This is a genomic window from Rhodococcus sp. NPDC056516 (assembly GCF_042794655.1).
Taxonomy (GTDB): Bacteria; Actinomycetota; Actinomycetes; order Mycobacteriales; family Mycobacteriaceae; genus Rhodococcus_F.
The window spans coordinates 706,660-733,270 of the sequence record NZ_JBHTTG010000001.1 but is presented as its reverse complement, the minus strand read 5'-3'; the positions used below and the strand labels follow the sequence as shown (position 1 = coordinate 733,270).

The window sequence follows — 26,611 nt, the reverse complement described above, 5'->3', positions numbered from 1 at the left end:
TGTCGAAATCATATCGACAAGGCGTCGAAAAACTATGTGAGCTGCATTACTACTACCCGTAGTAGAGGTTGGGCTCGTCAGTCCGCAACACCCATCGGTCGATCTCCGACAATCGAGATTCGGTCCATCACGCGTCTCGCGGGGAAGTAGTCGCTGGCGGCATAGTGCTGGCACGTCCGATTGTCCCAGAAGGCAACGGTATTCGGCTCCCACTTGAGACGGACTTGAAACTCCGGACGGTTGACGTGTCGATACAACATCGTGAGGAGTTCGTTCGACTCCTCTTCTGACACACCGAGGATCCGTTGCGTGAAGGTCATGTTGACGAACAACACCCGCCGGCCGCTCTCCGGAATCACTCGAACCACGGGGTGCTGCACAGCGGGGAACTTCGGACGCAACATCTCGACCGCATCCACCGGCATCGACCTACCGAACGAATTGATCCAATCATGTTCTGCAACAAGTGGGTCGATACGCTTCTTGATGCCTTCCGGGAGTAGGTCGTAGGCGGCTGCAGTATCCGCCCATAACGTGTCACCACCTACCTCGGGCACCTCGACTGCACGAAGCACCGCTGCGAACGACGGAAACTCGTGCCACGTGACGTCGTTGTGCCAGTTGTTCTCGACTCCGCCGACCATCGCATCCTTGGCAAGTGTCGTGACATCGACGTCCGTCTGCCCGGGTTGCGTGTACTTGAAGAACGGATGCTGCTCGAGATCGCCCCAACGCTCGGCAAAAGCTCGATGATCCGCTCGGCCGAGGTCCTGATCCCGAAAGAAGAGGACTTTCCATTCGAGGAGGGCTCGGCGAAGTTCCGCAATCACGGAATCCGACAGGTCCCCGCTGAGTCGAATACCGGAGATTTCTGCTCCGATCGTCGGAGTGACCGCCTTGACCACAAAGTGTTCGTACGGCGCCGGGGTAACCGACTCGGGATTCCGGCGAGCAACGAGTGGACCGTAGGCCGCAAGCGGATCGGTGGGAATCGGAAAGATAGTTGCCGCAGGAAAAAGGGTAGCCATCAGGGCACTTCCTCGAAATCGACGATGTCGTAACAGACAGAATCCAGGTTAAGGTTATGTCCTTAACGTGTCAACGGTCACGTTCTTCATCCGAACCTTGACCCTGACGCTGCGTCAGGGTTGGAGAATGGTTTCCACAGACGGAAACCGCTTCGATCACGGGAGGGCAGAACGATGATGACCATCGGCGAGCTGGCCAATTTGGCCGGCACCACAGTCAGATCCGTGCGCTACTACCACTCGAACGGGCTTCTCGAGGAACCACAACGCCAACCCAACGGCTACCGCATGTACCGGGCGGTGGACCTGGCACGACTGAGCCGGATCCGTCGTCTGCGCGATCTGGGGATCCCCGTCGCCAAAATCGCCGAACTCCTGGACGGCGATGCTCACGACACTCGGTCCGCGCTCGACGCCCTCGACAAGGAATTGGCAACCAAGGCCGAACAGATCGCTGTACAACGTGCCCACATCGAGTCACTACGCCGCAACGCCGATCCCGAACTACCCGATGCATTTTCCGAAGTGCTCGCACAGTACGTCGTGGCCGGTGCGCCGACAGCATGGATCGACAACGAGCGCGAACTTCTGATCCTCGCGCTCACGGTCTCCGGGGGCGATCCCGAGGTCTGCGATTCACTCCTGAGCGCACATCACCGAGCGTTGGCCGAGCCGAACCGCGAGCAGGCAATCGAATTGATCACTCGCATGGACGCCCTCACCGACGCCCCGGCGGACGCGGACACGATTGCGGCCCTTGCCATTCAGTTCTGCGACTTCACCGAGAGCGTGCTACCTGAACAGGCTGCACCGGAGAGTGCTTCACCCACTCGTCTGGTAGCGGTACTGCGCGAACACCAAGCGGATCGACGAACCGCCACCCAGGAAAGATTCGCGAAGGCAGTGGCGGCCGAGTTCGCCGCCCGCCAATCTCGACCCTGAACCCCCTCATAAACCCCCACATTCGAAGTGGGGTGATCAACGCTGCCCGAATCGGGCTCGACACAAGGACACGACAATGACTGGATCCATCATGCCCAGATCACGCATGCCTCGACCGCGAAAATGGCTGGCTTTCACAGTCGCCGCTGCCGCACTCGCCGTACCCGCCTTGGCTGCATGTTCGGAACCTACTGCCCCGCAGACAGATCCACAACCAAATCTCAGCGCGTTCTACGACCAGGATGTCGAATGGGGACCATGCGCCACAGACACCGGAACGTCAACGGCAAGTGACTGCGCCATGGTCACAGTGCCTTTGGACTATTCTGTCCCTGACGGGAAGACAATCGAAGTGGCGATCTCGCGGGTCGCGTCCACGGACCCAGCGCAGCAACGCGGGATCCTGCTCACCAACCCTGGCGGCCCGGGTGGCCGCGGTCTGAGCTTGCCCGAGATTCTGAATGCGGGCATGACACCGGAGGTCGCGGCGGCGTACGACGTCATCGGCATGGACACCCGGGGACTCGGCAAGAGCACGCCGATCGACTGCGGCGTCGAGCAGATGTCATGGATGCGTTCACCGGGTACCACGGACGAAGGGTGGAACGAGAGTGTCGCGCTCGCACGTGAGGCCGCTGACAAATGCTGGGACAAGTACCCGGACTATTTGCCGCACATCAATACTCAGAATATCGCCCGCGATCTCGACGTGATTCGCGGCGCCCTCGACCAGGAGAAGGCGTCGTACTTCGGGTGGTCGTACGGCACCTATCTTGGTGCGACCTACGCTCAAATGTTCCCCGACAGGATCGATCGTGTGGTTCTCGACAGTGCACCGGATCCGAAGAAATACGGATACGAGATGTTCCAGGACATGGGCCCGGCCAACGAGAAGGCGATCGACGGATTCTCGCAGTGGGCAGCGGAACGCAACTCCACCTATGCGCTCGGATCGACGCCCACCGAAGTTCGCGCCCTCATCGAGAAGCTGATCTCGGATGCAGCCACCACTCCAATTCGGATCGGTGACTACGCCGTCGACGATCACGTCCTTCCATTCCTGATGTACGTCAACGGAACCGGCGACACCGAGAAGGAAAGCGAGGCATTCGCACAGGTATTGGTTCAGTTGCGCGATCTCGCCGCCGGCAAGACCGTCGAGAACATCCATCCCCAGCTGACGGGACTGATGCAGGCGTGGTTCCAGACCGAACTGGGTACCGGCCCCGACTACGCCGGAACAATCGCCATCGTCTGCGGCGACGTGTCGATGCCGAGCGATCCCCAGTGGTACCGCAACAAGTTGGAGGAGCACCGTGATGATCAGCCGATCTTTGCCGGCACGCACAACACGATCATGCCCTGCGCGTTCTGGCGCAGTGAGCCCCCGAAGCGGATCGAGATCGACAACACCGTTCCGACATTGCAGATCCAGGCAACCGGAGACACCCGCACGACGTACGAGGAAGGACTTGGTATGCATGAAGCCATGAAAGGCTCACGGCTGGTGACAGTTCCGGGTCGTACTCATGCGGTGTTCCCCAGCTATGCGAATACTTGCGCTAACGCCGCAGTCAACTCGTATCTGCTCGACGGCTCACTGCCGGGCGAAGACGTGGTGTGCGAGTCGTGACTATATCCGGCGATCCCATCACCGGAAGTCCTGCGTGATCTGATGCGCGATTGCCCCTCGACAATCGCGCATCAGGCAGACAGAATAGTTCGATGAGTCCCATTCATCGGGCCGATGGCGAGATTTCGGCAATTGGTCGTTCCACCGAAATCCTGAAGACTTTTCGTGACAGCTCAGGCGTTCTCAGCGCAGCAGCGCTGGTTCGACGGACAGGCATGGCCAAAACAACGGTGTATCGAATGGTCGACGATCTCGTCCGAGTCGGGTTGCTCGAACGGCAAGGAACCAACTACCGCCTGGGTCTCCTCCTGTTCGAGATCGGCGAATCTGTTCCACGGCAGCGAAACCTCCGCGAAGCAGCGCGGCGCCACCTTTCGGCCTTGCGTGAAGCAACGGGACACAACGTGGGACTCGCTGTATTGGACGGTTTCGACGTGGTTTACCTTGATGTCTTCCGCGGTGACGACGGACCACGCCTTCCGCAGCAAATCGGTGGTCGGTGGCCTGCCCACGCAAGTTGTTCCGGCAAAGCAGTATTGGCGTTCACCGACTCTGCGAATTTCACGATGCCCACTGTCCTCGAAGCACACACCGAGAACACCATCACCGATCCCGAACTCTTCCACCGAGAACTGGATCGTGTTCGCAAGAGTGGTGTCGCCTTCGACCGCCAGGAAGCATTTCCCCGGATCGTTGGCGCCGCAGCACCAATATTCGGCCCGGACGAAGACGTCCTCGGCGCCATCTCCATTTCCGGTATGGCAGGCCGAATAAATCTGACCCGTATCGACGCGGCAGTGCGCACGACGGCAATCGCCATCTCACGTGATCTCTCGAGTGCCCAGTCCGTCGTCCGCCCTGTCCTACAACGACGCTGACGCCGTCAACCGCGCCCGACGTACGGCATCCGGTTTGCCATCATCGTCAGAGTAGGGACATTCACGTCGAGTGGTAGATCTATCAGTTGCACAACGGTGTCCGCGACATGACGAGGATCGAATGTCGGCTCGGGCCTGGTGGTGCCGTCAGCTTGTCTGGCCGAGTGGCCGATTCCGGCTGTCATGTCAGTTGCCGCATTGCCGATGTCGATTTGGCTGCAACAGATGTCGAATTCTCGGCCGTCGAGAGAGATCGACTTCGTCAAACCTGACACACCGTGTTTGGTCGCGGTGTAGGCGGCACTGTCGGGCCGGGGTGTGTGAGCGGAGAGCGACCCGTTGTTGATGATCCTGCCTCCTCTCGGATCCTGTGTTTTCATGATACGAATCGCTTCACGCGCACAGAGGAATACGCCGGTGAGATTGGCTGCGACTGTCGCGTTCCACGCTTCAGGATCGATCTCGTCCACACTCCCCGATGGCCCGAATGTCCCTGCGTTGTTGACAAGCACATCGAGTCTGCCGAAACGCTCAGTTACGGATGTGAACAACCGGTGAACCGATTCGGGCGAGGACACATCAGCGGGAATTACCACTGCGCGCTCGTGATCCCCACCTGTCGCTTCCAAGCTCACGCTGTTTCGACCAGCCAATACAACGTCATGCCCTGCATCGAGTAGACCTGTGGCCATTGCGCGGCCGAGTCCCGACCCGGCACCGGTCACGACCACGACTCGGCCGACACGCTCAGTGATTGTCACCGTGTACCTCCGTTCCACGCCTGCCCACCAGGAAATCGAAATCGACTCCGCGGTCGGCCTGCATCACATGATCCACGAACAGTCGTTGATACCCACTCGTACTTTTTTGTACGCGTGGCGGCAACGCCTCGAGACGCCTGGCCAACTCGTCGTCGTCGACGACTACGCGCAAGACCCCACGAGCAACATCCAACTCGATCAAATCACCATCCCTGACCGCGCCGAGAGGCCCACCGGCATCCGCTTCGGGCGCAACGTGCAAAACGACTGTGCCGAAGGCTGTTCCGCTCATTCGCGCATCAGAGATCCTGACCATGTCTCGTACACCCCGCTCGAGTAGCCTTCGAGGGAGTGGCAGATTACCTACTTCTGGCATACCCGGAAACCCCTTCGGCCCAGCACCGGTGAGGATGATGACGTCGTCGGCCTCGATGTCGAGATCCGGCGAGTCGACGCGTGCCGTGAAGTCGTCCATTCCGTGAAACACGACCGCACGGCCCACGTGGCTGAGCAACTCCGGCGACGCCGCAGATGGCTTGATCACTGCACCGTTCGGCGCGAGATTGCCGGTCAATACCGCTATGCCGGCTTGCTCCAGCAACGGTGCCGCCGTGCTACGAATTACGTCGTCGTCCCAAATTGTTTCGCCGGAGTTGTTCTCACCGAGAGTCTTTCCGGTAACCGTGGCGGCATCCAGATGGAGGATGTCTCCGAGCTCGGCGATCACCGCAGGCAGTCCGCCTGCGTAGAAGAAATCTTCCATCAAATAGGTACCCGAAGGCATGAGGTTGACCAGCAGAGGAACGTCACGACTCTGCTCCCCGAAATCGCTGAGCTCGAGGGGAATTTCCAGCCTTCCGGCGATGGCAAGCAAGTGCACCACAGCGTTGGTGGACCCACCGATAGCCGTGTTCACCTTGATCGCATTCTCGAATGAATTTCGGTCGACGACCGAAGACATCGTCAGGTTCTCGGCCACCATCTCCACGATTCTCACGCCGCTGTCGCGTGCAAGTACCCGTCGCCGTGAATCCACTGCCGGGATCGCAGCATTACCGGGGAGCGTGAGGCCCAAAGTCTCGACAATCGACGCCATTGTCGACGCGGTGCCCATAGTGTTGCAGTGACCGGGCGATCGAGACATAGCCGATTCCGCTGCTCTGAACTCACATTCACTCATACATCCGGCTCGCACTGCTTCACTCATCTCGAACACCGAGGTTCCAGATCCGACAGTCTTACCTTGATGGCGGCCGTTCAACATGGGCCCACCGGATACGACAATGGTGGGAAGGTCACAACTGGCTGCGCCCATCACCAGCGCCGGGGTGGTTTTGTCGCAGCCGCAGAGCAGTACGACGCCGTCAATCGGATTGGCTCGAATCGACTCCTCCACATCCATGCTGACGAGGTTCCGATAGAGCATCGTGGTGGGGCGGATGATCGTCTCACCCAATGACATCACCGGAAACTCAACTGGAAATCCGCCTGCTTCGACGACTCCCAGACGCACCTGCTCGGCCAGATCTCTGAAGTGAGCGTTGCACGGCGTGAGCTCGGAATACGTGTTACAGATACCGATAACCGGTCGGCCGTCGAACATCCGATCAGGGATACCCTGGTTCTTCATCCACGAGCGGTGGATGAATGCATTGAGATCCTTGCCTCCGAACCAATCCTGCGAGCGAAGTGTTCTACTCGTCGGTGTTCTACTCATCCGAACCATCCAAACCAAGGATCGCCCTTGCCTCCCCAGGCGTTGCAGGCTGCATTCCAAGTCGCTGGACGATGTCGACGATGTTCTCCACCAAACGAACGTTCTCGGCCGGCTCTCCATTCGCCAGAAACGGATAGTCTTCGATTCCCACACGCACGTGCCCACCGAGCACGAGTGCATGAGTCAGACCACGCAGTTGATCTGGCCCGCTGATGCTCACCGAGAAGACCGATTTCTCCGGTAGGTGTTCCACCATCTGCTGCAAGATCTGCGGGGAGTACGGCATCGCATTCTGGAAGGTTCGATCAAGTCCCAGAACAAGATTGACGAGGTGCGGGCCAGCCTGCCCTTCCGTCAACGTACGTATCTCCTGGAGCAGATGTGACGGGCTGAAGGCCTCCCATTCAGGTTTGATTCCTAGTTCGCGCATTGACGCTGCCAGTTCGGCGGCACGACTGGGCGGCGTGTCCATTAGTACCTCACCGACCGGTGATGTCACATAGGCTGTGATGGCATCGAGCGTGCACGTGTCTGCTCCGCCATGCAGGCCCTGCAGCCTCGCGTCCCAGTCCACGATGCGCGTTCCGTCACTGCGGACACTCACCATGTCACCGTTGACTCCGCCTCCGGTCGAGTTGTTGATCACGATGTCGCAGCTTTGGCGGACAAGCGTATTCATCCGCCGATAGATTGCGGCATCACAGGTCGCTTGATCGTCCGGTCGTCGAGCATGAAGTGCTGCCACGCTGGCTCCAGCACTGCGGCAGCGTGCCACATCCGCCGCAATCTGCTCAGGCTGAGTCGGAATGAACGGATTGTCGGCGGCAGTGAGGAAACCACCCGTCGGGGCAACTGTCACGATGACCTTGTCTCGCAGATCGCTCATGCCGGAACGCTCGTGTAGCTGAATGCGGCGAAGAACATGGCAATCGCCGATGCCCCAGGGTCCTCGACGCCCCTGGCATGTTCTCCCACGTAGGTCGCGCGTCCGCGGCGGGCGAGCATCGCGCGAGTCGATTCGGCGCCCAGCCTCGCAGCCGTGGCCGCAGAGTCCAAAGCAGCGGACAAGGTTGCCCCGCTGACTGCCGCCTCGGTCAATGCGTTGGTTGCCGGCACCATGGCGTCGACCATGGTCTTGTGCCCCACCTGGGCATTGCCGAGACGCTGCACCGCAGCTGTCGCCGTACCCAGGGCAGAAGCCAAGTCTGTTGCGGTCACTTCAACTCCAGAGACTGCCCCGATCCGGCCGAACCACAGACCGAGAAGTGGTCCGCTTGTCCCACCGATGTCGAGAAACGCATCCGACGTACGGGCGAACACTCCACCAGGACTGGTCGGCGGGTCGGAACGAAGTCGTTGCACCGCGCTTCGCAGGCCCGTCCGCAGATTCATTCCGAAATCGCCGTCTCCGACAAGCCGGTCCAAATCTGTGAGGGAATCGACTTGATCTTCGGCGGCGTCGGCGAATCGATCGATCCACGCCCGAGTGTCCCCGACGCTCAATGTTGTCATCATGAAACTCTTTTCAGTAGTGCATATTCGAGTTACCAAGCGAGTGCGGGAGTGCGTACCGTTGCATCCCAGAGATCCAGAAACTCCTCGGTCGAACGGAGAAGGGTGATAGAGAGCCCGTGCATATCCAATGCAGTGACGAAAGAACCTGCAATCACCCGATCCAAACCGATACCGGCATCCGCGAGGAAAGACTTCAATTCTGCAGTGGCAATAGATAATTCGAGTCCATGGGTTGCCCCTAACCCATTCACTATCGCTATCACACCGTCCCCGCGCTCCGCCCCGACAGCATCGAGGATCGGCTCCGACAACTGCGCGACGAGTTCGGCGGCGGGAACCGTCGGACGCGTCTCACGTCCACGCTCACCATGGATTCCGATGCCGAACTCCATCTCCCCCGGCGCCAGTTCGAATGACGGACGATCCTGTCCGGGAGGCGTGCACGAGCGGAAAGCTGCACCCAACGTTGCCGACGCTGCCACCACCCGGCGCCCCAGGTCAGCGATCTCGGAAAGTGCCCAGTGCCGTTCTGCGGCCGCCCCACATATCTTCTCCACGGCAATTACCGCAGCGGTACCACGACGTCCAGGTCCACCCTCGTCTGCAGTCGCCGTCGCGAGGTCGTCGTCGACCATCACGATCTCCACTTGCCGCTCAGTTCCGAGTAACTCGGCCGCGATCGAGAAATTCAGTTTGTCTCCGGTGTAGTTCTTCACGATGAGCAGCGCACCCCGTCCGGTCTCGACAGCATTGACCGCAGCGCGGATCTGAAAGGCTGTGGGACTGGCGAAGACCGACCCAGGAACTGCGGCGTCCAACATTCCGGATCCGACGAACTCCGCGTGTAGCGGCTCATGCCCGGCCCCGCCACCTGAGACCAACACAACTTTGTCTCGGGCCACAACCGCGCGAGTCACAAACGACGGATCTCGTTGGTAGGAGAGCATTTCCGGGTGCAGAATCTGAAGTCCTTCGAGCGCTTCGCGGACTACATCCTCAGGCCTGTTGACCACATGGCCGATCATGACGAACTCTCGGACGCCGACGTTGCACCGACAGGGAAGCGAACCGCGAACGCACTCACACACGTGCGGACGTTGTCACCGACCCGTATCCCAGCCGCCGCTGCGGGCTCGTTGACATACGAAACAGTTCCGTTGTGCCACATATCCATTCCATTGCTGATCTCGGCAGAGTCGTGACTGACTGCTACGCCGGCAAGTCCCGCATCTCCCATGCGGACGATTCCGATGATCCCTGCGTTGTCTTTGCCGATTCCGGCATCGTTCAGCACGGCCAACGCACAGCCCGTCGCAATCGCCATCCGCCCTGACTCTTGACCGCCGTTGGATGCCGCAACGACGATGCGGTCGCGGTCCGACCGTTCGATCTGCGACATACTGTCCATGACGACAATCTGTCTACCGTTCTCCACACCGACAATGTTCCGAAACATCAGTCGACGCTCCTCTCTATCATTGCCAGCACTTCTTCGGAAACGCGGCTGCCCACACGCACACCCGCTGCGACTGCAGTCGGATTGGCATAGGTCACGATGCCGGACTCCCACACGTCGTTGCCATCACCGATACGCGAACTCTCGTGTCCGACTGCAATGCCAACGATCTTCTGGGCGTCGATCGCAGCCAAACCTGCGATTCCGGCCTTGTTCTTCCCTATGCCGGCGTCATTGCACACCACAACACGAACCCCGAACTCGACGGCGTACTCTCCAGCACTCGTCCCTCCGTGTGATCCGGTCACGATTACGTCGCCGGCCTGAGCCGAGGAAGCGAACGCGATCGAATCCATGATCCACACTCTCATTCCATTAGAGGAATGAACCAAAATGGGTTCGGCACCTTCGGTTTCAACTACTCGCATGGACATCCACCCCTAGAATTCGACGTGCCTGATCAGGACTTGCGGGTTCACGCCCGTACCGCCGAGCGATCGAAACAACTTCGGCGACCAGATCAGGCGTGGAGGGGTATCCCAGTTCTTCGTAGTGGTAGTCACCGGCGCCAATTGCCACGTGGCCACCGCGCTTGATCGACTCCTCCGCTGCTGCAAGAACATTGCCTCGGTAGGCCGAGACAATCCACTCCACTGGAAGATCAGCTGGCAGGAGATCCAGTTGCGCACGTAGCCCTGCAGCTGTCGCCGGATGTGCAGCCGGAAATTCGTCACCACCGAGAATGAACGCAATTACCAATGGTGACAGCGGATTCCTAACTCTTGCGTGAGCAAAGATCGCACGAGTCCAGCTCACGTTGAACGACGTCTGGTACGGCACCATTCCCAATTCCTGAGCACGCGAGAGTAACGCGATCTGCGTCTGCGTGTCGTTGACGAAGACTCTGGATTCGGTTGTGTAACGGCCCGTCGTCGCATCGATCAAATCCATCGCGGCACAACCCATATCGACGACCAGAAAATCCGAACGTCGTTTCGGATCGCTTTGGTTCGGGGCAAGATTCGACAGCCGCTCCTCGACTGTGAACCCGGGAACGTTAGCCATCGACGGCGCCAGCAGTAGATTCGAGACCGCCCGAACTCGCTCGATGATCGCTCCATAGGTTGCCGCCGAGTGATCAGCGGCGCCGTCCACTGTACGACCGTGAAAATGCATCAACGACGCCCCCGCATCCTCACAAGCGCGGGCTGCGTCGGCTATCTCGCTGGGCGTCCACGGAATGTGGGGATTGGGTACACGCATCGTGTTCTCATTGACGTGTACTCCGATGACCACGGGTTTCTCGGTTGCACTCGGCGTTGCATCAAGAGTCATGTCGCTCCTTCGGAAGATTCCAACCGGCCGTCATCGACTGACCTCCGTCGACTGTCCACGTCTGACCCGTCACGAAACCGGCGCCGGGACCAGCGACAAAGGTCACGACTTCGGCAATCTCAGCCGGCTCCGCGTAACGGCTCAACGGGATCGACTGCAAGATGGCGCTCTGCATTTCAGGGCTCTGAGCCCGACTTGCAAGCGGTGTCCGCGTCGAACCCGGTGCAACACAATTGACTCGGATCCCCTCGCCGGCGAGCTCGATCGCGAGTTGTGTGGTCAACGCGACCACGCCACCTTTCGAGGCGGAATACGCAGCACGGTCTACGCTGCCGCGTAGGCCGGAAACCGAGGCAATTGTCACCACGGATCCGCCGCCATCTGCGGCGAGCAGATCCACGAACTCCCTGACCACCGCAAACGTGGAAACGAGGTTCAGCTCGAGGGTTCGCCTGAATCGATCGGGTGTGGTGTGCCGGATCGGCGCGTTGTCCGCGGTTCCCGCCGAGGTCACAACCGTGTCGACACGACCGAACAGCTCTTCGGCGACGTCGCGAAGCCGTCGGATGCCTCCCTCATCGGTGACATCTACTCGAACGCCGACCGTCCGTGTATCTGGTTCTGGCGCAGTGTCTCCGGATGTATGCGACTGGTCGGCAGAGATGACATGCCAACCCAAGTCGGCGAATCGTTTGCACGTTGCCAGGCCGATCCCGGATGCGCCACCAGTGACGATCGCTACCTTCCTACTCACGACTACAGCACCTTCCTCATGTCGCGAATGGGATTCGACCCGTCCCACTCCTTCGATGCAGCCTCGACTGCGCGAAACAGATCACCCTTCCTTCCGCTGACCTCCGAGACTTCGATGACTGTTCCCGGATACGGACCGTCCTCGTAGTACACGAATCGCTCGTCCGGCGCGCCACTACCGGACCTACCACTCTGCAATTCGACGAGACCTCGGTTCTGAGATTCCTCCACAAGTCGTTCGAAATCCGTTGTCCAGTAGGCAACATGTTGAAGCCCTTCGAGGCCGTGATCGGCGAACTCGCGAAATGCCGACGGCTCATCGTTGTGTTGTTGAATCAGCTCGATCTGCGCGCTTCCGCTGTGCGCGAGCGCCACACTGAATCGAGGCGCACTCGACTTGCCACGGAAGACGAAGTCGTTCAACGGTTGGTCCTCCACGAAGAAGAAGGGGCCAACGCCGACAACGTCGATCCAATGCTTGAGCGCGCTGTCGATGTCGTTGACCACATATCCCAATTGGCGCAAAGGCCCGAAGTATCTACTCACGAAGTCCTCGTTTGTTCGTTGCCGACGAGACCACGGTCGACGACTGTGATCCTGATAAGTGATGATGTCCTGCGCATGCTCGCCTGAAGAATGAAGAATTCCCGTTGATCGGGAATCTTCCAGGCCGAGATTCGGCTCAAGCCTGCTCAGGTGCAACCAAGGTTCCGGCGTCGCGCTCCGCCCGATAATCCAACGTCAGTTGAGCGTTGGCCTTGTCGGCCTTTCTGGTGATCACCTTGAGCAGCAACACGATCAATGCTGCCGTCGCCAGCACCGCGGAGTACACCCCGATTGCCGGTGTGAAACTGTTGGTCGCGTCCTTGATCCAGCCGGTGACCTGTGGACCGAAATAGCCTCCGAGGTTACCCATTCCGTTGATGACACCGAAACCTGCCGCCAAGGCAGCGCCGGTAAGGAAGCTCGAAGGCATGGTGATGAAGATGCTCATCGAACTGTAGAGACCGATCCCGGCGATGCAGAATCCGAAGATAGCGACAACCGGTGTGGTGAAGAACAGCGCAGCAATAGCAAATCCGAGCGCTGCGACCGATGCGGCGATGGCGAAGTGCACGGGGCGCTCGCCGGCGCGGTCCGAATGACGCGTCCACCAGATCATCGGTCCGATCGCAATCAGTGCAGGTAGTGCGGCAACCCATCCGATCTGATTGGTGCTCATCCCGAATTGCGCGTAAATCTGCGGCATCCAAATCTGGAAACCGTTGAGGCTGAAGGTGAAACAAATGAACACGGCGATCAACACCAGTACTCGTGGGTGCACGAGTCCCTGGAGGAAGCTGTGCTTACCGACGACCGCTTCGCGCTCTTGCGCCTCCGACTCGAGCGTATCGGTGAGCCAACCGCGTTCTTCCTCGGAGAGGAACTCCGCCTCGGAAGGCTTGTCCCGCAGAACCTTGTAGATCACAAACGCCATGACCACAGCGGGGACGCCGGTGAGAATGAATACCCATCGCCATCCGGAAAGCCCGAGAAAGCCGTCGATAGCCATCAGGTGTGTGGTGATCGGAGTACCCAGGCCGGAGATACAGATGAAGGTCACGATCCACGCCATTGCTTTGCCTCGATCCCGATTCGGGAACCACTTCGAGACGAAGAACAGCATGCCGGGCGAAAAGCCGGCTTCGGCAATACCCAACAGGAATCGTGCTGCCACCAATCCGCTGGCACCCTGAACAAACGCGGTTCCGATGGTAACCACGCCCCACGTGATCATGATTCGTGTGATCCAGCGCCGCGCACCGACCTTTGTGAGGATGTAGTTACTCGGGGGTTCGCAGATCGTGTAACTCCAGAAATAGATTCCGGCCGCAAACCCGAACATCGAGGCCGATATTCCGAGTTCTTTGTTCATCGTCAATGCTGCAACGCCGATGTTCAATCGGTCGAGATACAGGACGATGTATGCCAATCCGATGACCGGCATGAAGCGGAGCATGACCTTCCGGACGGTCCTGGCCGGAAGGGGAAGTTGCTCGGTGACTGTTCTTTCGTGACGCATGATTCACCTCGTACTCATTCGAACACATCATTGTGATGGCTGACACAGAGACGATGCGGGTGGCGATTCGAACTTCACAGACACGATTCCCGATGATCGGTACTCGATTCGTGAGCAATCGACCAGCCGGGGTGACAAGAAAGCGGAGTGCCTGTCGGTTTCGACAGGCACTCCGCGCGGTGAAACATAGGCGTCCCGAGGGTATTCAGCCAGTCAGCTCGCTCTTGATCTCGTTCTTGAGAACTTTGCCGACCTTGGAGCGCGGTAGGTCCTCCCAGACGATGACTTGCTTCGGAGTCTTCACACTTCCGATGCGAGCCTTCACGAAGGCCATCACCTCGGCGCCGTCGATCTCGGCGCCGAGGTGTGGCTGCACCACTGCCACAACACGTTCGCCCCACTTGTCGTCCGGCAACCCGATCACTCCGCAGTCCTGAATCCCCGGGTACGCCATGAGCGCCTGCTCGACCTCGACCGAGTAGACGTTGAAACCGCCCGTGATGATCATGTCCTTGGCGCGATCGACGATGAACAGGAAATTGTCCTCGTCCAGGTACCCGATGTCGCCGGTGTGATGCCAGCCGTGGGCTGACGCTTCCGCGGTTGCGTCAGGGTTCTTGTAATAGCCCGCCATCACCAACGAACTGCGAATCACCACCTCGCCACGCTCGCCACGTCCGAGCAGCGCGCCTTTGTCATCCATGATCCCCACGGTCACCAGCGGCGACGGTCGACCCGCCGACGAAAGTCGGGACGTTGCGACAGTGCCGTCCGAGCTGAAGTGCTCCTTCGGTGACATCGTCGAGATCATCATCGGAGCTTCACTTTGCCCGAACAGCTGAGCCATGACCGGGCCGATCTTGTCGATCGCCTCCTCTAGCCGGGTCGGGGAGATCGGCGCCGCTCCGTACCAGAAGCATTGCAGCGAGCTGAGATCCGTGGCCGACAGGGCCTCGTGCTCGAGCAGCATGTAGATGAGCGTCGGCGGCAGGAAGGTGTGAGTTACCTTGTGCTTCTGAACGTTCGCGAGGAAGTACCCGAGATCGGGCTTCGGCATGATCACCACTTCGCCGCCGAGGGCCATGATCGGGAAGCACAGAACACCGGCGGCATGAGTCAACGGCGCGAGCGCCAGATACACCGGTCGTCCTTCGAACGGATAGCTCATCAACGTGATGGCCGTCATCGTCTCGATGTTGTGCCCAGTCAGCATCACACCCTTGGGCCGACCCGTCGTACCACCGGTGCCGACCAGCATGGTGACGTCGTCGGGCGCCGCGGCGTCGAGTTCTTCTTCCCCGAGCCAGCTTTCGAGAGACTGAGCCGAATCCCATTCGCCGTCGATGCAGACGAGCGTCACCAACTGGGGAAGCGCATCCTTGATCTGGTCGACCAGCGGGGCGTACGACTTCTGGAAGAAGAGAGCGCGACAATCGAACAGATCCAACAGATCTCGGTTTTCCGCAGCTTCATTGCGAGGATTGATCGGACACCAGACACCGCCGGCCCGGCTTATTCCGAATACGCACGAGAACGAGATCGGATCATTGCCGGACAGAATCGCGACCTTCTCGCCCGGCACGATGCCCGATGCCGCTAGCGAAGCTGCGAAGCGACGGCTGAACTGTTGCACCTCGCCGTAGGAGAGCGTGCGCTCCCCCATCGTCAAACACGGTGCGGTGGAACCAAGAGAGGCTCCCTTGTCGAGATAGTCGGTCAAACGCATGGGGAGCCTCCAGGGCGGGGCTCCCGGCGCGATGTACGCCGGGAGCCGTGAACGTGATGACGAGGGCGTGGGCTAGGTGTTGATGGTTACTTCCGGTTCCAGTGCCAGCCCGAAACTGCGTAGCGCGCCGAGCAGTTCGCGATGCCCGAATGCCTGGCAGGCCGAGGCGAGTCCGGTGCGCTTGGGTGCCTGCTGAATTAGAGAATGCGCTGCGTATGCGTGCAGGAGTCCGGTCTGCTTGTAGTTGCAGTTGCCGTGGATCACGACGTGTGAGCGACCGAGCGGGCCCGACGCGTAGACGGAGTCCATCGAGGTGTTGATACGTGGGTTCTCACGCGGTGGCATGCCGGCCTGCACCGAACCTGCGATCTCGGCCAAGGCGGCTTCCTGCTCGTCGGCGGGCAGGGTCTTGATCTGCTCCTCCACGATCTTCTGTGTCGCGACAACACCTTCCATCACGGTGCGGTCGAACACTCCGCCCGCAGCCTTGACGTTGGAAACTCGCGGATCGTTCTTGAACCACACCGGGTGACATGTCCCGCCCCACGGCAATGCCAGCGCAGTTTCGTGCTGGCCGGGAACGACGACGTCGAAGGTCTGGCCGGGCGCCCACTGCACGTACTTGTTCTGCTCGAGGTAGTACCAGTTTGCCTTGAGGATGGTGAAGATCGTCTGAGTGGACGCGTAGGTGGGAAATCCCTTCCACAGCACCAGAATGTCGAGTGTGTCGAGACCCGGCGTTTCCAATGCGATGTTGGCCGCGATCTCACCGGTCGTGTACATCTGAGCGATGCCGGGCGAGAGGAGCAGGCCCTTCTCCTGGTACTTGTCGCTGAATTTCTCCTGGACATCGAGTACCCAGTCCTGCTCACCGGTGGTGTCCATGTAGTGGCAACCGGCATTCAAGGCGGCCTCGACGACGGTGCCGCCGAGCTTGATGAACGGGCCGACCATGTTGCTGACAACCTGTGCACCGGTGAACAGTTCGGTGAGCGCCTCGACCGTGTGCTCGACCTCGACGACCTCGTGATCGACGGTGTCCAAACCGGGGATCTTGTCGAGAACCTCTTGAATGCGAGCGGCGTCGCGGCCGGCCGCGATGAACGGGATGTTGAACTCGCGCAGGTATTCACACACCAGACGGCCGGTATACCCGGAGACGCCGTAGACGATGACTGGCTTCTTTTCGGACATGTTCGTGGAACCTTTCGGAGACGTGAGAAGGGGGACGAGAGAAGGGCGTACGTGCGAATTGGGGGGCGAGTTACATGCCCATGCCACCGTCGACGGGAAGGCCGATACCGGTGATGAATCGTGCGGCGTCGGAGGACAAGAACACCACGGCGTCCGCCATGTCGTTCACTTCGCCGAGACGGCCGAGCGGGGTGAGACCGATGACGTCGCCGACGGCTGCTTCGGCACTGGGCCAGAGGCCGAGCTTCTCCATGTCCGCTGCGAGTCCGAGACCCATCTCCGTGGCAACAAGACCCGGGTAGATGCAGTTGACGCGGACTCCGTAGCCGAGCTTGCCCGACTCGGCTGCAGCAACCCTGGTGAAGCGGTCGACCGCGGACTTGGTCGCGGAGTAACCACTGATGCCGGGAAATGGAATGGTTGCTGCCACCGACGAAATGTTGATGATGGATCCGCCAGTTCCGGCGACGCCACCCGGACGCATGCTGCGCAGCCCGTGTTTTGTTCCGAGCGCCGTTCCGAGGATGTTCACCTCACACATGCGGCGGATGTCGCCCGGATCAAGGTCCACCACCAGCGAGGAAATCTCGATGCCGGCGTTGTTGACGAGGATGTCGAAGCCGCCCAGAGTCTCCGCGGTTGCAGCAACTGCTTCTTCCCAGTTGGCGTCGTCGGTGACGTCCAGCTTCACGAAGCCGGTCTTGACTCCGCCCGAACCGACGGCTTCCGCGGTGGCGCGACCCTCGTCTTCGAGAACGTCGCCGATCATCACCGACGCTCCCGCCTTCGCCAACGCCTCAGCCATTCCGGCTCCGAGCCCCTTGGCACCACCTGTGACCAGTGCTTTTCGTCCCTCGAGATCAAACACGCTCATTTTCGACTGCCTCCATGACTGAAACGACTCTCGCGATGCCACCGTTCACAGCGACGCTGCCAAGTGGTGTGAGTCACAGAGTATTCAACTTTGGACGAGTGTCAAGAGAAATCTTGACGACTGTCAAGATTTTGTTACACGCTCGTCAAAGACCAGGGGTTACACTGATTCGGACGCGGCGATCGTGCCGCTGTGGAAATCGCAGGGAACAGGACGTGCCATCGTGACCACGACAGTCGAGAAGTCAAGCGGGGCAGTGAAAAATGCTGTGCCCACCTCGTCGGATAAGCGGTCCAACACAGACAAGCGCACCAACGCCGACAAGGTGTCACGTCGTCAGGTCGACAAATTCTCCGAGCGGCGCGATCAACTGGCCGAGGCCGCGCTGCAAACGCTGGCCGAACTGGGCTACGCGCGCACCAGTCTGCGCGAAATCGCCCAGAATTCGGAGTTCTCACACGGCGTCCTGCACTACTATTTCAGCGACAAGGTCGACCTGATCACCCACTGCGTCCGCCACTACAAGGCGCGCTGCGTCACCCGCTACGACGGCATCGTCGCCACCGCTCAGACGCCGGAGGAACTGAAAACCGGTTTCGGGGCACTGCTGGCCGAGACCATGATCGACGAACCGACGATGCACCGTCTCTGGTACGACCTGCGCGCGCAGTCGATGTTCGAGGAGTCCTTCCGAGCCGACGTCGCCGCGATCGACGAGAGTCTCGAAAACATGATCTGGCGCATCGTTTCTCGTTATGCCGAGCTTCTCGACGTGGAACCCTCGGTCACCTCGCCGGCGATGTACGCGATTTTCGACGGCCTGTTCCAGCAGAGTCTGCTGCGTCATCTGTCCGGCGATCAGACTGCTGCGAACTATCTTTCGGAGAGCGTCCAGCAGATGCTGCCCCTGGTAGTGCCCACTCCCTGAGTCAGTTCAGCGAGCGGCAATGCCCTCGGCCACGTACTTCGCTCCGCGATCGAATTCGCCGACCACGTCGTAGTCGGCGTCTTGCCGCCAGAAGCGAACCAACGCGCCGTAAGTACCGCCGATCATCTGCGCGAGAAACAGCGGCGGATAGTCCGATCGCACTTCGCCGGCTTCGATCCCGGCGGTGACGATCCGTAGAAGTTCCACGTGGAACCGATGATCGTGGGCCGCCCCCGCTCCGGAGGAGGCGAAGTCGCGCTCGAGTTCCGCAGTCACCATGCGCAGATAGCGCGGATGCATGATCGCTTGCTGCGCAAAGTCCTGAAAAATCCGGGAGATCCGATCAGAAGTCGACATCGGCGATTCCATGAGCTGATCCACCAGTGTCGCAAGCTGATCGAGATGATCACTGTGCAGCGCCTCGAGAACCGAGTCCTTGCCCTGGAAGTAATTGAAGAAGGTGGCTCGTGACACCTCGGCTCGCTCGGCGATGTCGTCGACGGTCGTGCTGGCGAAACCCTGCGCCGAGAACAGAATTCGTGCAGCCGAGAGCAACCTGTCGTTGGTGTCGCGCTTGTTCTGTTCTCGTTTGGAAATCACGTCGACCTGCCCTTCTCCGCCTCAGAACACAGTCTTCGCCACAGTCCGGAATGTGTCCAATGTCCGTCCCGTCAGGTGACGCACCTCCGCCGCCGATAGGTGGACTACAGTCCAATTATGTCGACTGTTTCCACCGAACGCCATGACCGCGTTCTCATCGTCAGGATCGAACGCGAAGAACGCCGTAACGCGATCAACCGTGAGACTGCCGAGGGAATCGAAGCCGCGCTGAATCTTCTCGACGACGACCCTGATCTGTGGGTCGGCATCATCACCGGAACCCCCAACATCTTTTGCGCCGGAACCGATATCCGAGAGCGGGCCGACCTTCGCATGCCTCGCGGCGGTGAGTACGGCGTCATTCGGCGTCAGCGGAACAAGCCCCTGATCGCTGCAGTCGAGGGATACGCACTGGGTGGAGGTTTCGAAATCGCTTTGGCCTGTGATCTCATCGTCGCCTCTGCCACAGCACAATTCGGCCTTCCCGAAACCAAGCGTGGTTTGGTTGCGACGTCCGGTGCACTCTTTCGGGCACCTCGGGCACTTCCGATCAACATCGCCCGCGAACTCCTGATCACCGGCCGCACACTCGATCCCGAACGGGCCAGGGACCTGGGCGTCGTCAACGTGGTCACTGCGCCAGGCAAGGCACTCGACGAGGCGTTGGTGATGGCGGCCGAGATCTGCGAGTCCTCCCCCACCTCGGTGAGCTTGAGCTTGAAGGCGATCGACGCTCTCTACGCCGAAGCCGATGCCGTCGGATGGAACGTCACCGACGATGCCAAGGAAGCAGTGCTGCGTTCCCCGGACATCGCCGAAGGACTCGACGCTTTTGCGGGTCGTCGGACACCCCGGTGGAGCGGACTGTCGCCTACATGACGGACCACGATCCGAGACAGATTTCCTATACATCTGGTCGGAAAGGGTGTGAACCGGTTACAGTCTCTCCTGTGACGGGAACTGGCGCATACGAGACGGGCACGCTGCTGACGCGGCGACGCCACGTCGACTTTGCGCATGTCTGTACCTCCGGGTGTCCGATCTTCTGATCGGACCTACGACGTGAGCGCCGCTCGCGTCGATACTCGTATGTACGCCCAGATCAGGGGACATTTCTGTCATGACCACCGCTTCCATCTCCCACCTGAGTTCCGTCGTAGCAGCCAACGCCGACGCCATCGACAAGGACGCGAGCAAAGCGCACGTCGTCTTCAAGGCTTCCGCCCAGGCGCACGACGCCGTTGCCAGCACCATTTCTCTCGGTAAGTACAGCGTCGAGGTCGACGAGCCACCGGCCCTCGGCGGCGAGAACACCGCAGCCAATCCAGTCGAGTACTACCTCGCTTCTCTTCTGTCCTGCCAGGTGGTCACCTACCGCGTCTGGGCCGACAAACTCGGTATCGCGCTCGACGACATCTCGGCCAGAGCCGAAGGCGATCTCGACGTCCGTGGATTCTTCGGCTTCGACGACGCGGTCCGTCCGGGATTCTCCGAGGTCCGCGTGGTCGTCACCCTGACCGGTCCGGAAACTCGCGAGCGCTACCTGGAGCTGCAGGAGACCGTCGATGCCCACTGCCCCGTACTCGATCTCACCCGCAATCCCGTCCCAGTGCATACAGTCGTCGAAACCGCCTGACCCGCATCAACCCACCCTTCACCACGGAGTATGAATTCATGAGCGAGAACACCCCCGTCGAAGCCGATCCGACTGCCGATTGGTCGTTCGAAACCAAGCAGGTCCACGCCGGGCAGGGCCCGGACAGCGCCACCAACGCTCGGGCACTGCCGATCTACCAGACCACCAGCTACGTCTTCGACAACACCGACCACGCTGCCGCGCTCTTCGGCCTCGCCGAGCCGGGCAACATCTACACCCGCATCATGAACCCGACGCAGGATGCCGTCGAGCAGCGCATCGCCGCCCTCGAAGGTGGAGTCGCAGCTCTGCTGGTTGCGTCCGGTCAGGCCGCCGAGACCTTCGCGATCCTCAACATTGCCGAGGCCGGCGACCACATCGTCTCCAGCCCCCGTCTGTACGGCGGCACGTACAACCTCTTCCACTACACGCTGCCCAAGCTGGGTATCACCGTCGACTTCGTCGAAGACCCGGACAATCTCGAGCACTGGCGTGCGGCCATCCGTCCGAACACCAAGGCGTTCTACGGTGAAACCATCTCCAACCCCAAGAACGACGTGTTCGACATTCCCGGTATCAGTGCGGTCGCCCACGAGAACGGCATCCCGCTGATCGTGGACAACACCGTCGCAACGCCCTACCTCATTCAACCGCTGAAGCACGGCGCCGACATCGTCGTCCACTCCGCCACCAAATACCTTGGCGGACACGGCACCGCGATCGCCGGCGTCATCGTCGACGGTGGCACCTTCGACTGGACCCAGGGACGCCACACCAACTTCACCACCCCGGATCCCAGCTACCACGGCGTCACCTTCGCCGACCTGGGTGCGCCCGCCTACGCGCTCAAGGCACGCGTCCAACTTCTCCGTGACCTCGGTTCCGCGATCGCGCCGTTCAACGCCTTCCTCATCTCGCAGGGCATCGAAACCTTGAGCCTGCGCATCGAGCGCCACGTGTCCAACGCACAGAAGGTTGCCGAGTTCCTCGACGGCCGCGCCGAGGTCACGTCGGTCGCCTACGCCGGACTGCCCTCCTCGCCGTGGCACGAGCGCGGAAAGCAGCTGGCGCCCAAGGGCACCGGCGCAATCGTCGCATTCGAGCTTGCCGGTGGTGTCGATGCGGGCAAGAAGTTCGTCAACGCCCTGACACTGCACAGCCACGTCGCCAACATCGGTGACGTTCGCTCACTCGTCATCCACCCCGCGTCGACGACGCACTCGCAGCTCACCCCCGAAGAGCAGCTCGCTTCGGGCGTCACCCCGGGGCTCGTACGCCTCGCGGTTGGCATCGAAGGGATCGACGACATTCTCGCCGACCTCGAAACCGGTTTGGCAGCAGCAGCTTCCTGATCGATCACACGAAAAAGCTCGGCCCCGATATGCATTGGGACCGAGCTTTTTCGTTGCGTAAGAGTTAGCTCTTGGGAGTGAACGCAGCCAGCGGTTCACTGTCGGACCAGTCGTGGCCCCAGTAGCTGTCCGCTGTGATTTCCTCAGCGGTGTAGAAGGTTTCGTCGACGAGCATGCCCTCGCACCCGAACTCCAGATCCCAGCCACCCGGTGCACGCACGTAGAACGACACCATCTTGTCGTTCGTATGGCGACCCAACGTCGAGGAGATCGAGAAGCCCAGCTTGGCAACACGATCGAGAGCTTGACCCACAGCGTCGAGAGTCTCGGCTTCCATCATCAAGTGCACGAGACCGGGCTCGTCCACGGGCGGCGCCGGGCACAGCGCGAGGCTGTGGTGACGCTGATTGACACCCATGAAACGGACTCGGCGGGCCGGCGGCGGCGCGTCGATTCCGCCGAGACGGATGGAACCGCGCGGGAGGAATCCGAGCACCTCGGTGTAGAACGTGTACGCCTCGTCGAAACGCGTAACCGGAAGCACCACATGGCCGAGGCCCTGATCGCCGGTGACAAAACGGCCGCCGTGCGGGGTGACCAACGGGCTGTGGTCGAGCACCGGCCCGAAGAACACCTCGACGCGATTGCCGTTGGGATCGTCGAAGGCGATGACCTGCTCGGCATCGCGGTAGCTGGCGTCGACCTCGGAAAGAACCTCGACCTCGACTCCGGCTTTCTCGACCGCTTCACGAACACGCTGGAGCGCGAACTGATCTCGCACTTCCCAGCCCACTGCGAGAGCCTTGTCCGTCTCGCCGGGCAGAACGATCAGTCGCGCACGACGCTCGTCCAGGCGCAAGTAGAGGCCGTCGGCTTCCGGGCCACTACCGACCGCGAGGCCGAGTCCGTCGACCACGAGCTCGCGCCAGCGAGCCACGTCCTGCGTTTGGATCCTGAGATATCCCAGACCCCGAATTTCAGTCATGCCTAACCGTCCTTGCTTCGAGAATGTTTGTGGGACTAGATCATCGAGCGGTGGATGCCCTGCGGCTCGCCACCGAGCTGCGAGAGCGTCGACGCATGGAAAATGGAACCGGGCACGTGAATCGCATGCGCCAGACCGGCATGAGCATCACGCCAGAACCGCTGCATCGGCGTGTTCAACTGCAAAGCCCCACCACCGGAACGAGCAAAGATCTCGTCCACCGCCCGCACCGCACGCCACGCCGCAGCAGTCTGCGTACGCCGACCGATCGCACGAAGCTCGAACGAAACCTCCTGCCCCTTCTCGGTCATGTCCCAGAAACGATCCACCGTCTCCAAAATCGCAGCCCGAGAAGCAGCGATCTCGGCAGCCGCCTCACCGATCGCGAACAGCACATACGGATCTTCCTTGATCGGAACACCACTGACCGTCACCCGCTCACGCTGCGCAGCCATGTTGCACGCCAACGCACCCTCGGCGATACCGATCAACGACGAGGTGATACCGAGCGGGAAGATGCACGAGAACGGGAACTTGTACAACGTCTCCGTACGACCCGCTTCCTTCCATGCCGTTCCGTCGTACACCTTTCCGGCGTCGATCGTGCGGTAGGTGGGCAGGAACGCGTCCTTGACGATCAGATCCTTCGAACCGGTTCCGCGCAGGCCCACGACGTTCCAGCTGTCCTGGTCGATGTCGTAATCGGAGCGCGGCAACAGCACGTGCAGGTGCTTCGGCGGCATCAGCGGCTTGCCGGACTCGTCACCGACCATCGCACCGATCATGATCCAGTCACAGTGATCGGTTCCCGAGGAGAACGACCAGCGGCCGTTGAGGATGTACCCACCCTCGACCGGCCTCGCGACACCCATCGGCGCGTACGGCGACGCCATCCACGTATCGGGATCGGTTCCCCAGACCTCTTCCTGAGCCTTGCGGTCGAAGAACGCGAGCTCCCACGGGTGGACGCCGACGATGCCGCTGACCCAGCCGGTGGCACCGTCCATCGCGCCGATAGCCATTGCGGTCTCGGCGAATTCACGCGGATGTGCCTCGAGGCCGCCGAACTCCTTCGGCTGGAACATCCGGATGACACCGGAGTCGCGCAGTCGCTTCGCGCTGCCGTCCGTCAAGCGCATCAGCTTGTCGCCCTCGACTCCGTCGGCGCGGATCTCGTCGGCGAACTGTGAAATGTTGTCTAGAACCTGACCCATGATCTTCCGGCTTTCTGGTTTCGGTACCCGGCGAGCGCCTAGGCAGAATGAAAATCTGTTGATGAAACGGTGGCAGGGAGCCTGCCGAAGTGCAGAAACGCTTCCCGGTGAGTGGGAGCACCCCCTGTGCGCCGCCCCCTACTTGCCTTCGGGCCGGGTAAGGAATGCCAGAACGGACGCAACCCAAGCGTCGCGGGCCTCGATCATCGTCCAGTGTCCGCAGTTGGGGAAGATGTGAACTTCGCCGTTGGGGATGTCGCGCATCGGCAGAATCGCCATGTCCACGGGGCTGACGCGGTCGTCGCGTCCCCAGGTCAAGAGCGTCGGCGCCTTGATCTTGTTCAACTGCGCCCAGTACGGCACGGCGGTCGACGCAGCAGCAGCCGCGCCCATAGCCGCCATGGCCTTGCTGCTGTACATACGGCGGGCGATCTCGAGCGTCGTCGGCTCGGTGGCGAGGGCCCAACGCTCTTCGATGAGCTGCTCAGTGACAACGGCACGGTCGAAGACCATCGAATGCAACCAGCGGACCAGAGCTTCGCGGGTGGGGTTGTCGGTGAACTCCATGAGGAGTTTGATGCCTTCACCGGGGCCGGGAGAGAAGGTGTTCTTGCCCATGCCGCCGATGGTGACGAGCTTGCTGACCCGATGTGGCTCGTCGATCGCAACCTTGGTGGCGACGATGCCGCCCATGGAGTTACCGATCATGTGGACCGGTCCGAGGCCCAGGCCGTCGAGGAACATGCCGACCGATGCCTGCGCCATCATCATCGGATGGTCGGGGCCGGGATCGCTGACGCCAAATCCGGGAAACTCGAGAACGTAGCAGTGGAAGTGCTCCGCGAAGTCCGCGAGAACGCCGCGGTAGTTACGCCAACCGGTGACTCCGGGGCCCGATCCGTGCAGCAGCAGGAGCGGCGGGCCGTCGCCGGCTTCGTGGTACCGGAGCACACCGAGATCGGTCTGCAGTTCCTTCAGGGTTCCCTCGTAGCTCAGTTCAGTCGTCATGGTCCGAACGGTGCCATCAGTACCGCTGAGCTGCTATGACTCGTCCCGATCAGCGAGACAAGTCGATCAAAATACGTCAGATCCAGTGGTCGGACGACGCTGCCAGCAGGCGATCCATCGTCTCCGCGGAGAACGTATTGGTCGGAACAGGAGGGGTTTTGCGACCACGGCGGGGAGCGCCCAGTTCGGGGTACAGCGTGCGGGAGACCTCGCGAGCCGCGTCGACGACCAGCGGAGCAACTCGCTCGAGCTGAGCGGTCCGCATGTCCCCACACAACGCGATGCTGCCGACAGGACCCTCGTGTCCGCGAATTGCCGACGCCACACAAGCGACCCCACGCGCCGACTCACCGCGCTCGAAGGCCAGTCCCCGACGCTGACGGATCCGGTTCAGTTCCTGGTGGAGCACCGCGACGTCGGTGATCGTGTTCTCGGTGCAGCGGGGAAGCGCCGACCCGAACAGAGCGTCGACACGCTCAGGGTCGATCCACGCCAGCATCGCCTTGCCTCCGGCCGTCGAATGGGCGAGTACTCGGCCGCCGACGCGGGACGGCAGCGCCGCGGCGAACCGCCCGCCGACCTTGTCGAGGTAGACACTCTCGCGCCCGTCGAGCACCGACAGATGAACAACCATGCCGGTCTGCAGGTGCAACTCGTGCAGAAGCGGCGCCGCGGCTTCGCGGATCTGGCTGTGGCCGCCGTCGCCACCACCGAGGCCGAGTGCACGGCGCCCGAGACAGTAGCCGAACGATGCGTGATCAACCCAGTCCAGTTTGACGAGCTGATCGAGAATGCGGTGGACGGTGGACCGCGGCAACTGAGTGCGGCACGCGACCTCTTCCAGCGTCAGCCGTGCGGCGCGGCCGTCGAAGGCGTCAAGAATCAGTGTCATCCGCTCGACCATCGACGGCGGCAGATCCTTCTTGGGTAGCCCGGCGGCGGTCTGGACGGTGGACAGTGTGTCGTTCATGTCAACGATGGTCATGGACGCCTCCCGAAAACTGGAATTGATTC

27 protein-coding genes are annotated in these 26,611 nt (G+C 60.9%); 7 read left to right on the top strand and 20 right to left on the bottom strand.

Annotation, left to right across the window (positions count from 1 at the left end):
• Window positions 1–77: 77 nt before the first annotated feature.
• A complete protein-coding gene (locus ACFQ6Y_RS03540; RefSeq protein ID WP_378629003.1) occupies window positions 78–1,028 on the bottom strand; it encodes a TauD/TfdA dioxygenase family protein in 951 nt (316 codons plus the stop codon).
• 174 nt (window positions 1,029–1,202) lie between these two features.
• On the opposite strand from ACFQ6Y_RS03540, the gene ACFQ6Y_RS03535 reads away from it, so the two are divergent.
• The 3 genes from ACFQ6Y_RS03535 (at window position 1,203) to ACFQ6Y_RS03525 (ending at window position 4,481) form a co-directional block, all read left to right on the top strand.
• Window positions 1,203–1,970: a MerR family transcriptional regulator gene (locus ACFQ6Y_RS03535; RefSeq protein ID WP_378628999.1), complete on the top strand. Its 768-nt coding sequence runs from the start codon at window positions 1,203–1,205 to the stop codon at window positions 1,968–1,970.
• Between the two features lie 76 nt (window positions 1,971–2,046).
• Window positions 2,047–3,603, top strand: a complete 1,557-nt coding sequence (locus ACFQ6Y_RS03530) for an alpha/beta hydrolase (RefSeq protein WP_378628996.1) — start codon at window positions 2,047–2,049, stop codon at window positions 3,601–3,603.
• Between the two features lie 92 nt (window positions 3,604–3,695).
• Window positions 3,696–4,481, top strand: a complete 786-nt coding sequence (locus ACFQ6Y_RS03525) for an IclR family transcriptional regulator (RefSeq protein WP_378628993.1) — start codon at window positions 3,696–3,698, stop codon at window positions 4,479–4,481.
• A 5-nt stretch (window positions 4,482–4,486) separates the two neighbouring features.
• Here the strand turns inward: ACFQ6Y_RS03525 and ACFQ6Y_RS03520 are convergent, their stop codons facing one another.
• The 14 genes from ACFQ6Y_RS03520 to ACFQ6Y_RS03455 all read right to left on the bottom strand — a co-directional run bounded on the left by ACFQ6Y_RS03520 (window position 4,487) and on the right by ACFQ6Y_RS03455 (window position 17,874).
• A complete protein-coding gene (locus tag ACFQ6Y_RS03520) occupies window positions 4,487–5,242 on the bottom strand; it encodes an SDR family oxidoreductase (protein ID WP_378628990.1) in 756 nt (251 codons plus the stop codon).
• Complete coding sequence (locus ACFQ6Y_RS03515) at window positions 5,229–6,959, bottom strand: IlvD/Edd family dehydratase (RefSeq protein WP_378628985.1); 1,731 nt, start codon at window positions 6,957–6,959, stop codon at window positions 5,229–5,231. Before ACFQ6Y_RS03515 ends, ACFQ6Y_RS03520 begins: the two co-directional genes overlap by 14 nt.
• The gene (locus tag ACFQ6Y_RS03510) at window positions 6,952–7,845 is read right to left on the bottom strand and encodes a 3-keto-5-aminohexanoate cleavage protein (RefSeq protein ID WP_378628982.1); all 894 of its coding nucleotides are present in this window, start codon (window positions 7,843–7,845) and stop codon (window positions 6,952–6,954) included. Before ACFQ6Y_RS03510 ends, ACFQ6Y_RS03515 begins: the two co-directional genes overlap by 8 nt.
• Window positions 7,842–8,474: a dihydroxyacetone kinase subunit DhaL gene (gene dhaL / locus ACFQ6Y_RS03505; RefSeq protein WP_378628978.1), complete on the bottom strand. Its 633-nt coding sequence runs from the start codon at window positions 8,472–8,474 to the stop codon at window positions 7,842–7,844. Before dhaL ends, ACFQ6Y_RS03510 begins: the two co-directional genes overlap by 4 nt.
• Before the next feature lie 29 nt (window positions 8,475–8,503).
• Complete coding sequence (locus ACFQ6Y_RS03500; RefSeq protein ID WP_378628974.1) at window positions 8,504–9,499, bottom strand: dihydroxyacetone kinase subunit DhaK; 996 nt, start codon at window positions 9,497–9,499, stop codon at window positions 8,504–8,506.
• Window positions 9,496–9,930, bottom strand: a complete 435-nt coding sequence (locus ACFQ6Y_RS03495) for a hypothetical protein (protein ID WP_230815246.1) — start codon at window positions 9,928–9,930, stop codon at window positions 9,496–9,498. Before ACFQ6Y_RS03495 ends, ACFQ6Y_RS03500 begins: the two co-directional genes overlap by 4 nt.
• Window positions 9,930–10,286, bottom strand: coding sequence for a hypothetical protein (locus tag ACFQ6Y_RS03490; protein WP_378628968.1), 357 nt, complete (start codon window positions 10,284–10,286; stop codon window positions 9,930–9,932). Before ACFQ6Y_RS03490 ends, ACFQ6Y_RS03495 begins: the two co-directional genes overlap by 1 nt.
• A gap of 58 nt (window positions 10,287–10,344) precedes the next feature.
• Window positions 10,345–11,265, bottom strand: coding sequence for a 3-keto-5-aminohexanoate cleavage protein (locus tag ACFQ6Y_RS03485; protein WP_378628966.1), 921 nt, complete (start codon window positions 11,263–11,265; stop codon window positions 10,345–10,347).
• Window positions 11,255–12,019, bottom strand: a complete 765-nt coding sequence (locus ACFQ6Y_RS03480; RefSeq protein ID WP_378628963.1) for an SDR family NAD(P)-dependent oxidoreductase — start codon at window positions 12,017–12,019, stop codon at window positions 11,255–11,257. Before ACFQ6Y_RS03480 ends, ACFQ6Y_RS03485 begins: the two co-directional genes overlap by 11 nt.
• Window positions 12,020–12,021: 2 nt before the next feature.
• Window positions 12,022–12,564, bottom strand: coding sequence for a VOC family protein (locus ACFQ6Y_RS03475; RefSeq protein ID WP_378628959.1), 543 nt, complete (start codon window positions 12,562–12,564; stop codon window positions 12,022–12,024).
• 136 nt (window positions 12,565–12,700) lie between these two features.
• A complete protein-coding gene (locus ACFQ6Y_RS03470) occupies window positions 12,701–14,080 on the bottom strand; it encodes an MFS transporter (RefSeq protein ID WP_378628956.1) in 1,380 nt (459 codons plus the stop codon).
• Window positions 14,081–14,285: 205 nt separating this feature from the next.
• The gene (locus ACFQ6Y_RS03465; RefSeq protein WP_378628952.1) at window positions 14,286–15,806 is read right to left on the bottom strand and encodes an AMP-binding protein; all 1,521 of its coding nucleotides are present in this window, start codon (window positions 15,804–15,806) and stop codon (window positions 14,286–14,288) included.
• A 72-nt stretch (window positions 15,807–15,878) separates the two neighbouring features.
• On the bottom strand, window positions 15,879–17,000 hold the full coding sequence (locus ACFQ6Y_RS03460; RefSeq protein WP_378531440.1) for a DUF5938 domain-containing protein: 1,122 nt from the start codon (window positions 16,998–17,000) through the stop codon (window positions 15,879–15,881).
• A 70-nt stretch (window positions 17,001–17,070) separates the two neighbouring features.
• Window positions 17,071–17,874: an SDR family NAD(P)-dependent oxidoreductase gene (locus ACFQ6Y_RS03455; RefSeq protein WP_019745372.1), complete on the bottom strand. Its 804-nt coding sequence runs from the start codon at window positions 17,872–17,874 to the stop codon at window positions 17,071–17,073.
• 268 nt (window positions 17,875–18,142) lie between these two features.
• Here ACFQ6Y_RS03455 and ACFQ6Y_RS03450 point away from each other — a divergent pair, with 268 nt between their 5' ends.
• Window positions 18,143–18,802 carry a TetR/AcrR family transcriptional regulator gene (locus ACFQ6Y_RS03450; RefSeq protein ID WP_378542926.1) on the top strand — a complete coding sequence of 220 codons (660 nt, stop codon included), beginning with the start codon at window positions 18,143–18,145 and terminating at the stop codon, window positions 18,800–18,802.
• A gap of 6 nt (window positions 18,803–18,808) precedes the next feature.
• Here the strand turns inward: ACFQ6Y_RS03450 and ACFQ6Y_RS03445 are convergent, their stop codons facing one another.
• Window positions 18,809–19,402 carry a TetR/AcrR family transcriptional regulator gene (locus tag ACFQ6Y_RS03445; protein ID WP_378531438.1) on the bottom strand — a complete coding sequence of 198 codons (594 nt, stop codon included), beginning with the start codon at window positions 19,400–19,402 and terminating at the stop codon, window positions 18,809–18,811.
• Window positions 19,403–19,519: 117 nt separating this feature from the next.
• Between ACFQ6Y_RS03445 and ACFQ6Y_RS03440 the strand changes: the two genes are divergently transcribed.
• The 3 genes from ACFQ6Y_RS03440 to ACFQ6Y_RS03430 all read left to right on the top strand — a co-directional run bounded on the left by ACFQ6Y_RS03440 (window position 19,520) and on the right by ACFQ6Y_RS03430 (window position 22,390).
• On the top strand, window positions 19,520–20,281 hold the full coding sequence (locus tag ACFQ6Y_RS03440) for an enoyl-CoA hydratase-related protein (RefSeq protein ID WP_378628950.1): 762 nt from the start codon (window positions 19,520–19,522) through the stop codon (window positions 20,279–20,281).
• Window positions 20,282–20,522: 241 nt separating this feature from the next.
• Entirely contained in the window at window positions 20,523–21,038 is a 516-nt protein-coding gene (locus ACFQ6Y_RS03435; protein WP_007732784.1) for an OsmC family protein, read from the top strand.
• Between the two features lie 38 nt (window positions 21,039–21,076).
• Window positions 21,077–22,390: a bifunctional o-acetylhomoserine/o-acetylserine sulfhydrylase gene (locus tag ACFQ6Y_RS03430; protein ID WP_378628946.1), complete on the top strand. Its 1,314-nt coding sequence runs from the start codon at window positions 21,077–21,079 to the stop codon at window positions 22,388–22,390.
• A 64-nt stretch (window positions 22,391–22,454) separates the two neighbouring features.
• Here the strand turns inward: ACFQ6Y_RS03430 and bphC are convergent, their stop codons facing one another.
• The 4 genes from bphC to ACFQ6Y_RS03410 form a co-directional block, all read right to left on the bottom strand.
• Window positions 22,455–23,375 (bottom strand): biphenyl-2,3-diol 1,2-dioxygenase, encoded by a 921-nt coding sequence (gene bphC, locus ACFQ6Y_RS03425; protein ID WP_095968411.1) that lies wholly within the window; start codon window positions 23,373–23,375, stop codon window positions 22,455–22,457.
• A 35-nt stretch (window positions 23,376–23,410) separates the two neighbouring features.
• Window positions 23,411–24,589: an acyl-CoA dehydrogenase family protein gene (locus ACFQ6Y_RS03420; protein ID WP_003940250.1), complete on the bottom strand. Its 1,179-nt coding sequence runs from the start codon at window positions 24,587–24,589 to the stop codon at window positions 23,411–23,413.
• A 138-nt stretch (window positions 24,590–24,727) separates the two neighbouring features.
• Window positions 24,728–25,597 (bottom strand): alpha/beta fold hydrolase, encoded by an 870-nt coding sequence (locus tag ACFQ6Y_RS03415; protein ID WP_019745379.1) that lies wholly within the window; start codon window positions 25,595–25,597, stop codon window positions 24,728–24,730.
• Between the two features lie 76 nt (window positions 25,598–25,673).
• Window positions 25,674–26,582: an IclR family transcriptional regulator gene (locus tag ACFQ6Y_RS03410; RefSeq protein WP_378446850.1), complete on the bottom strand. Its 909-nt coding sequence runs from the start codon at window positions 26,580–26,582 to the stop codon at window positions 25,674–25,676.
• Window positions 26,583–26,611 lie beyond the last annotated feature (29 nt).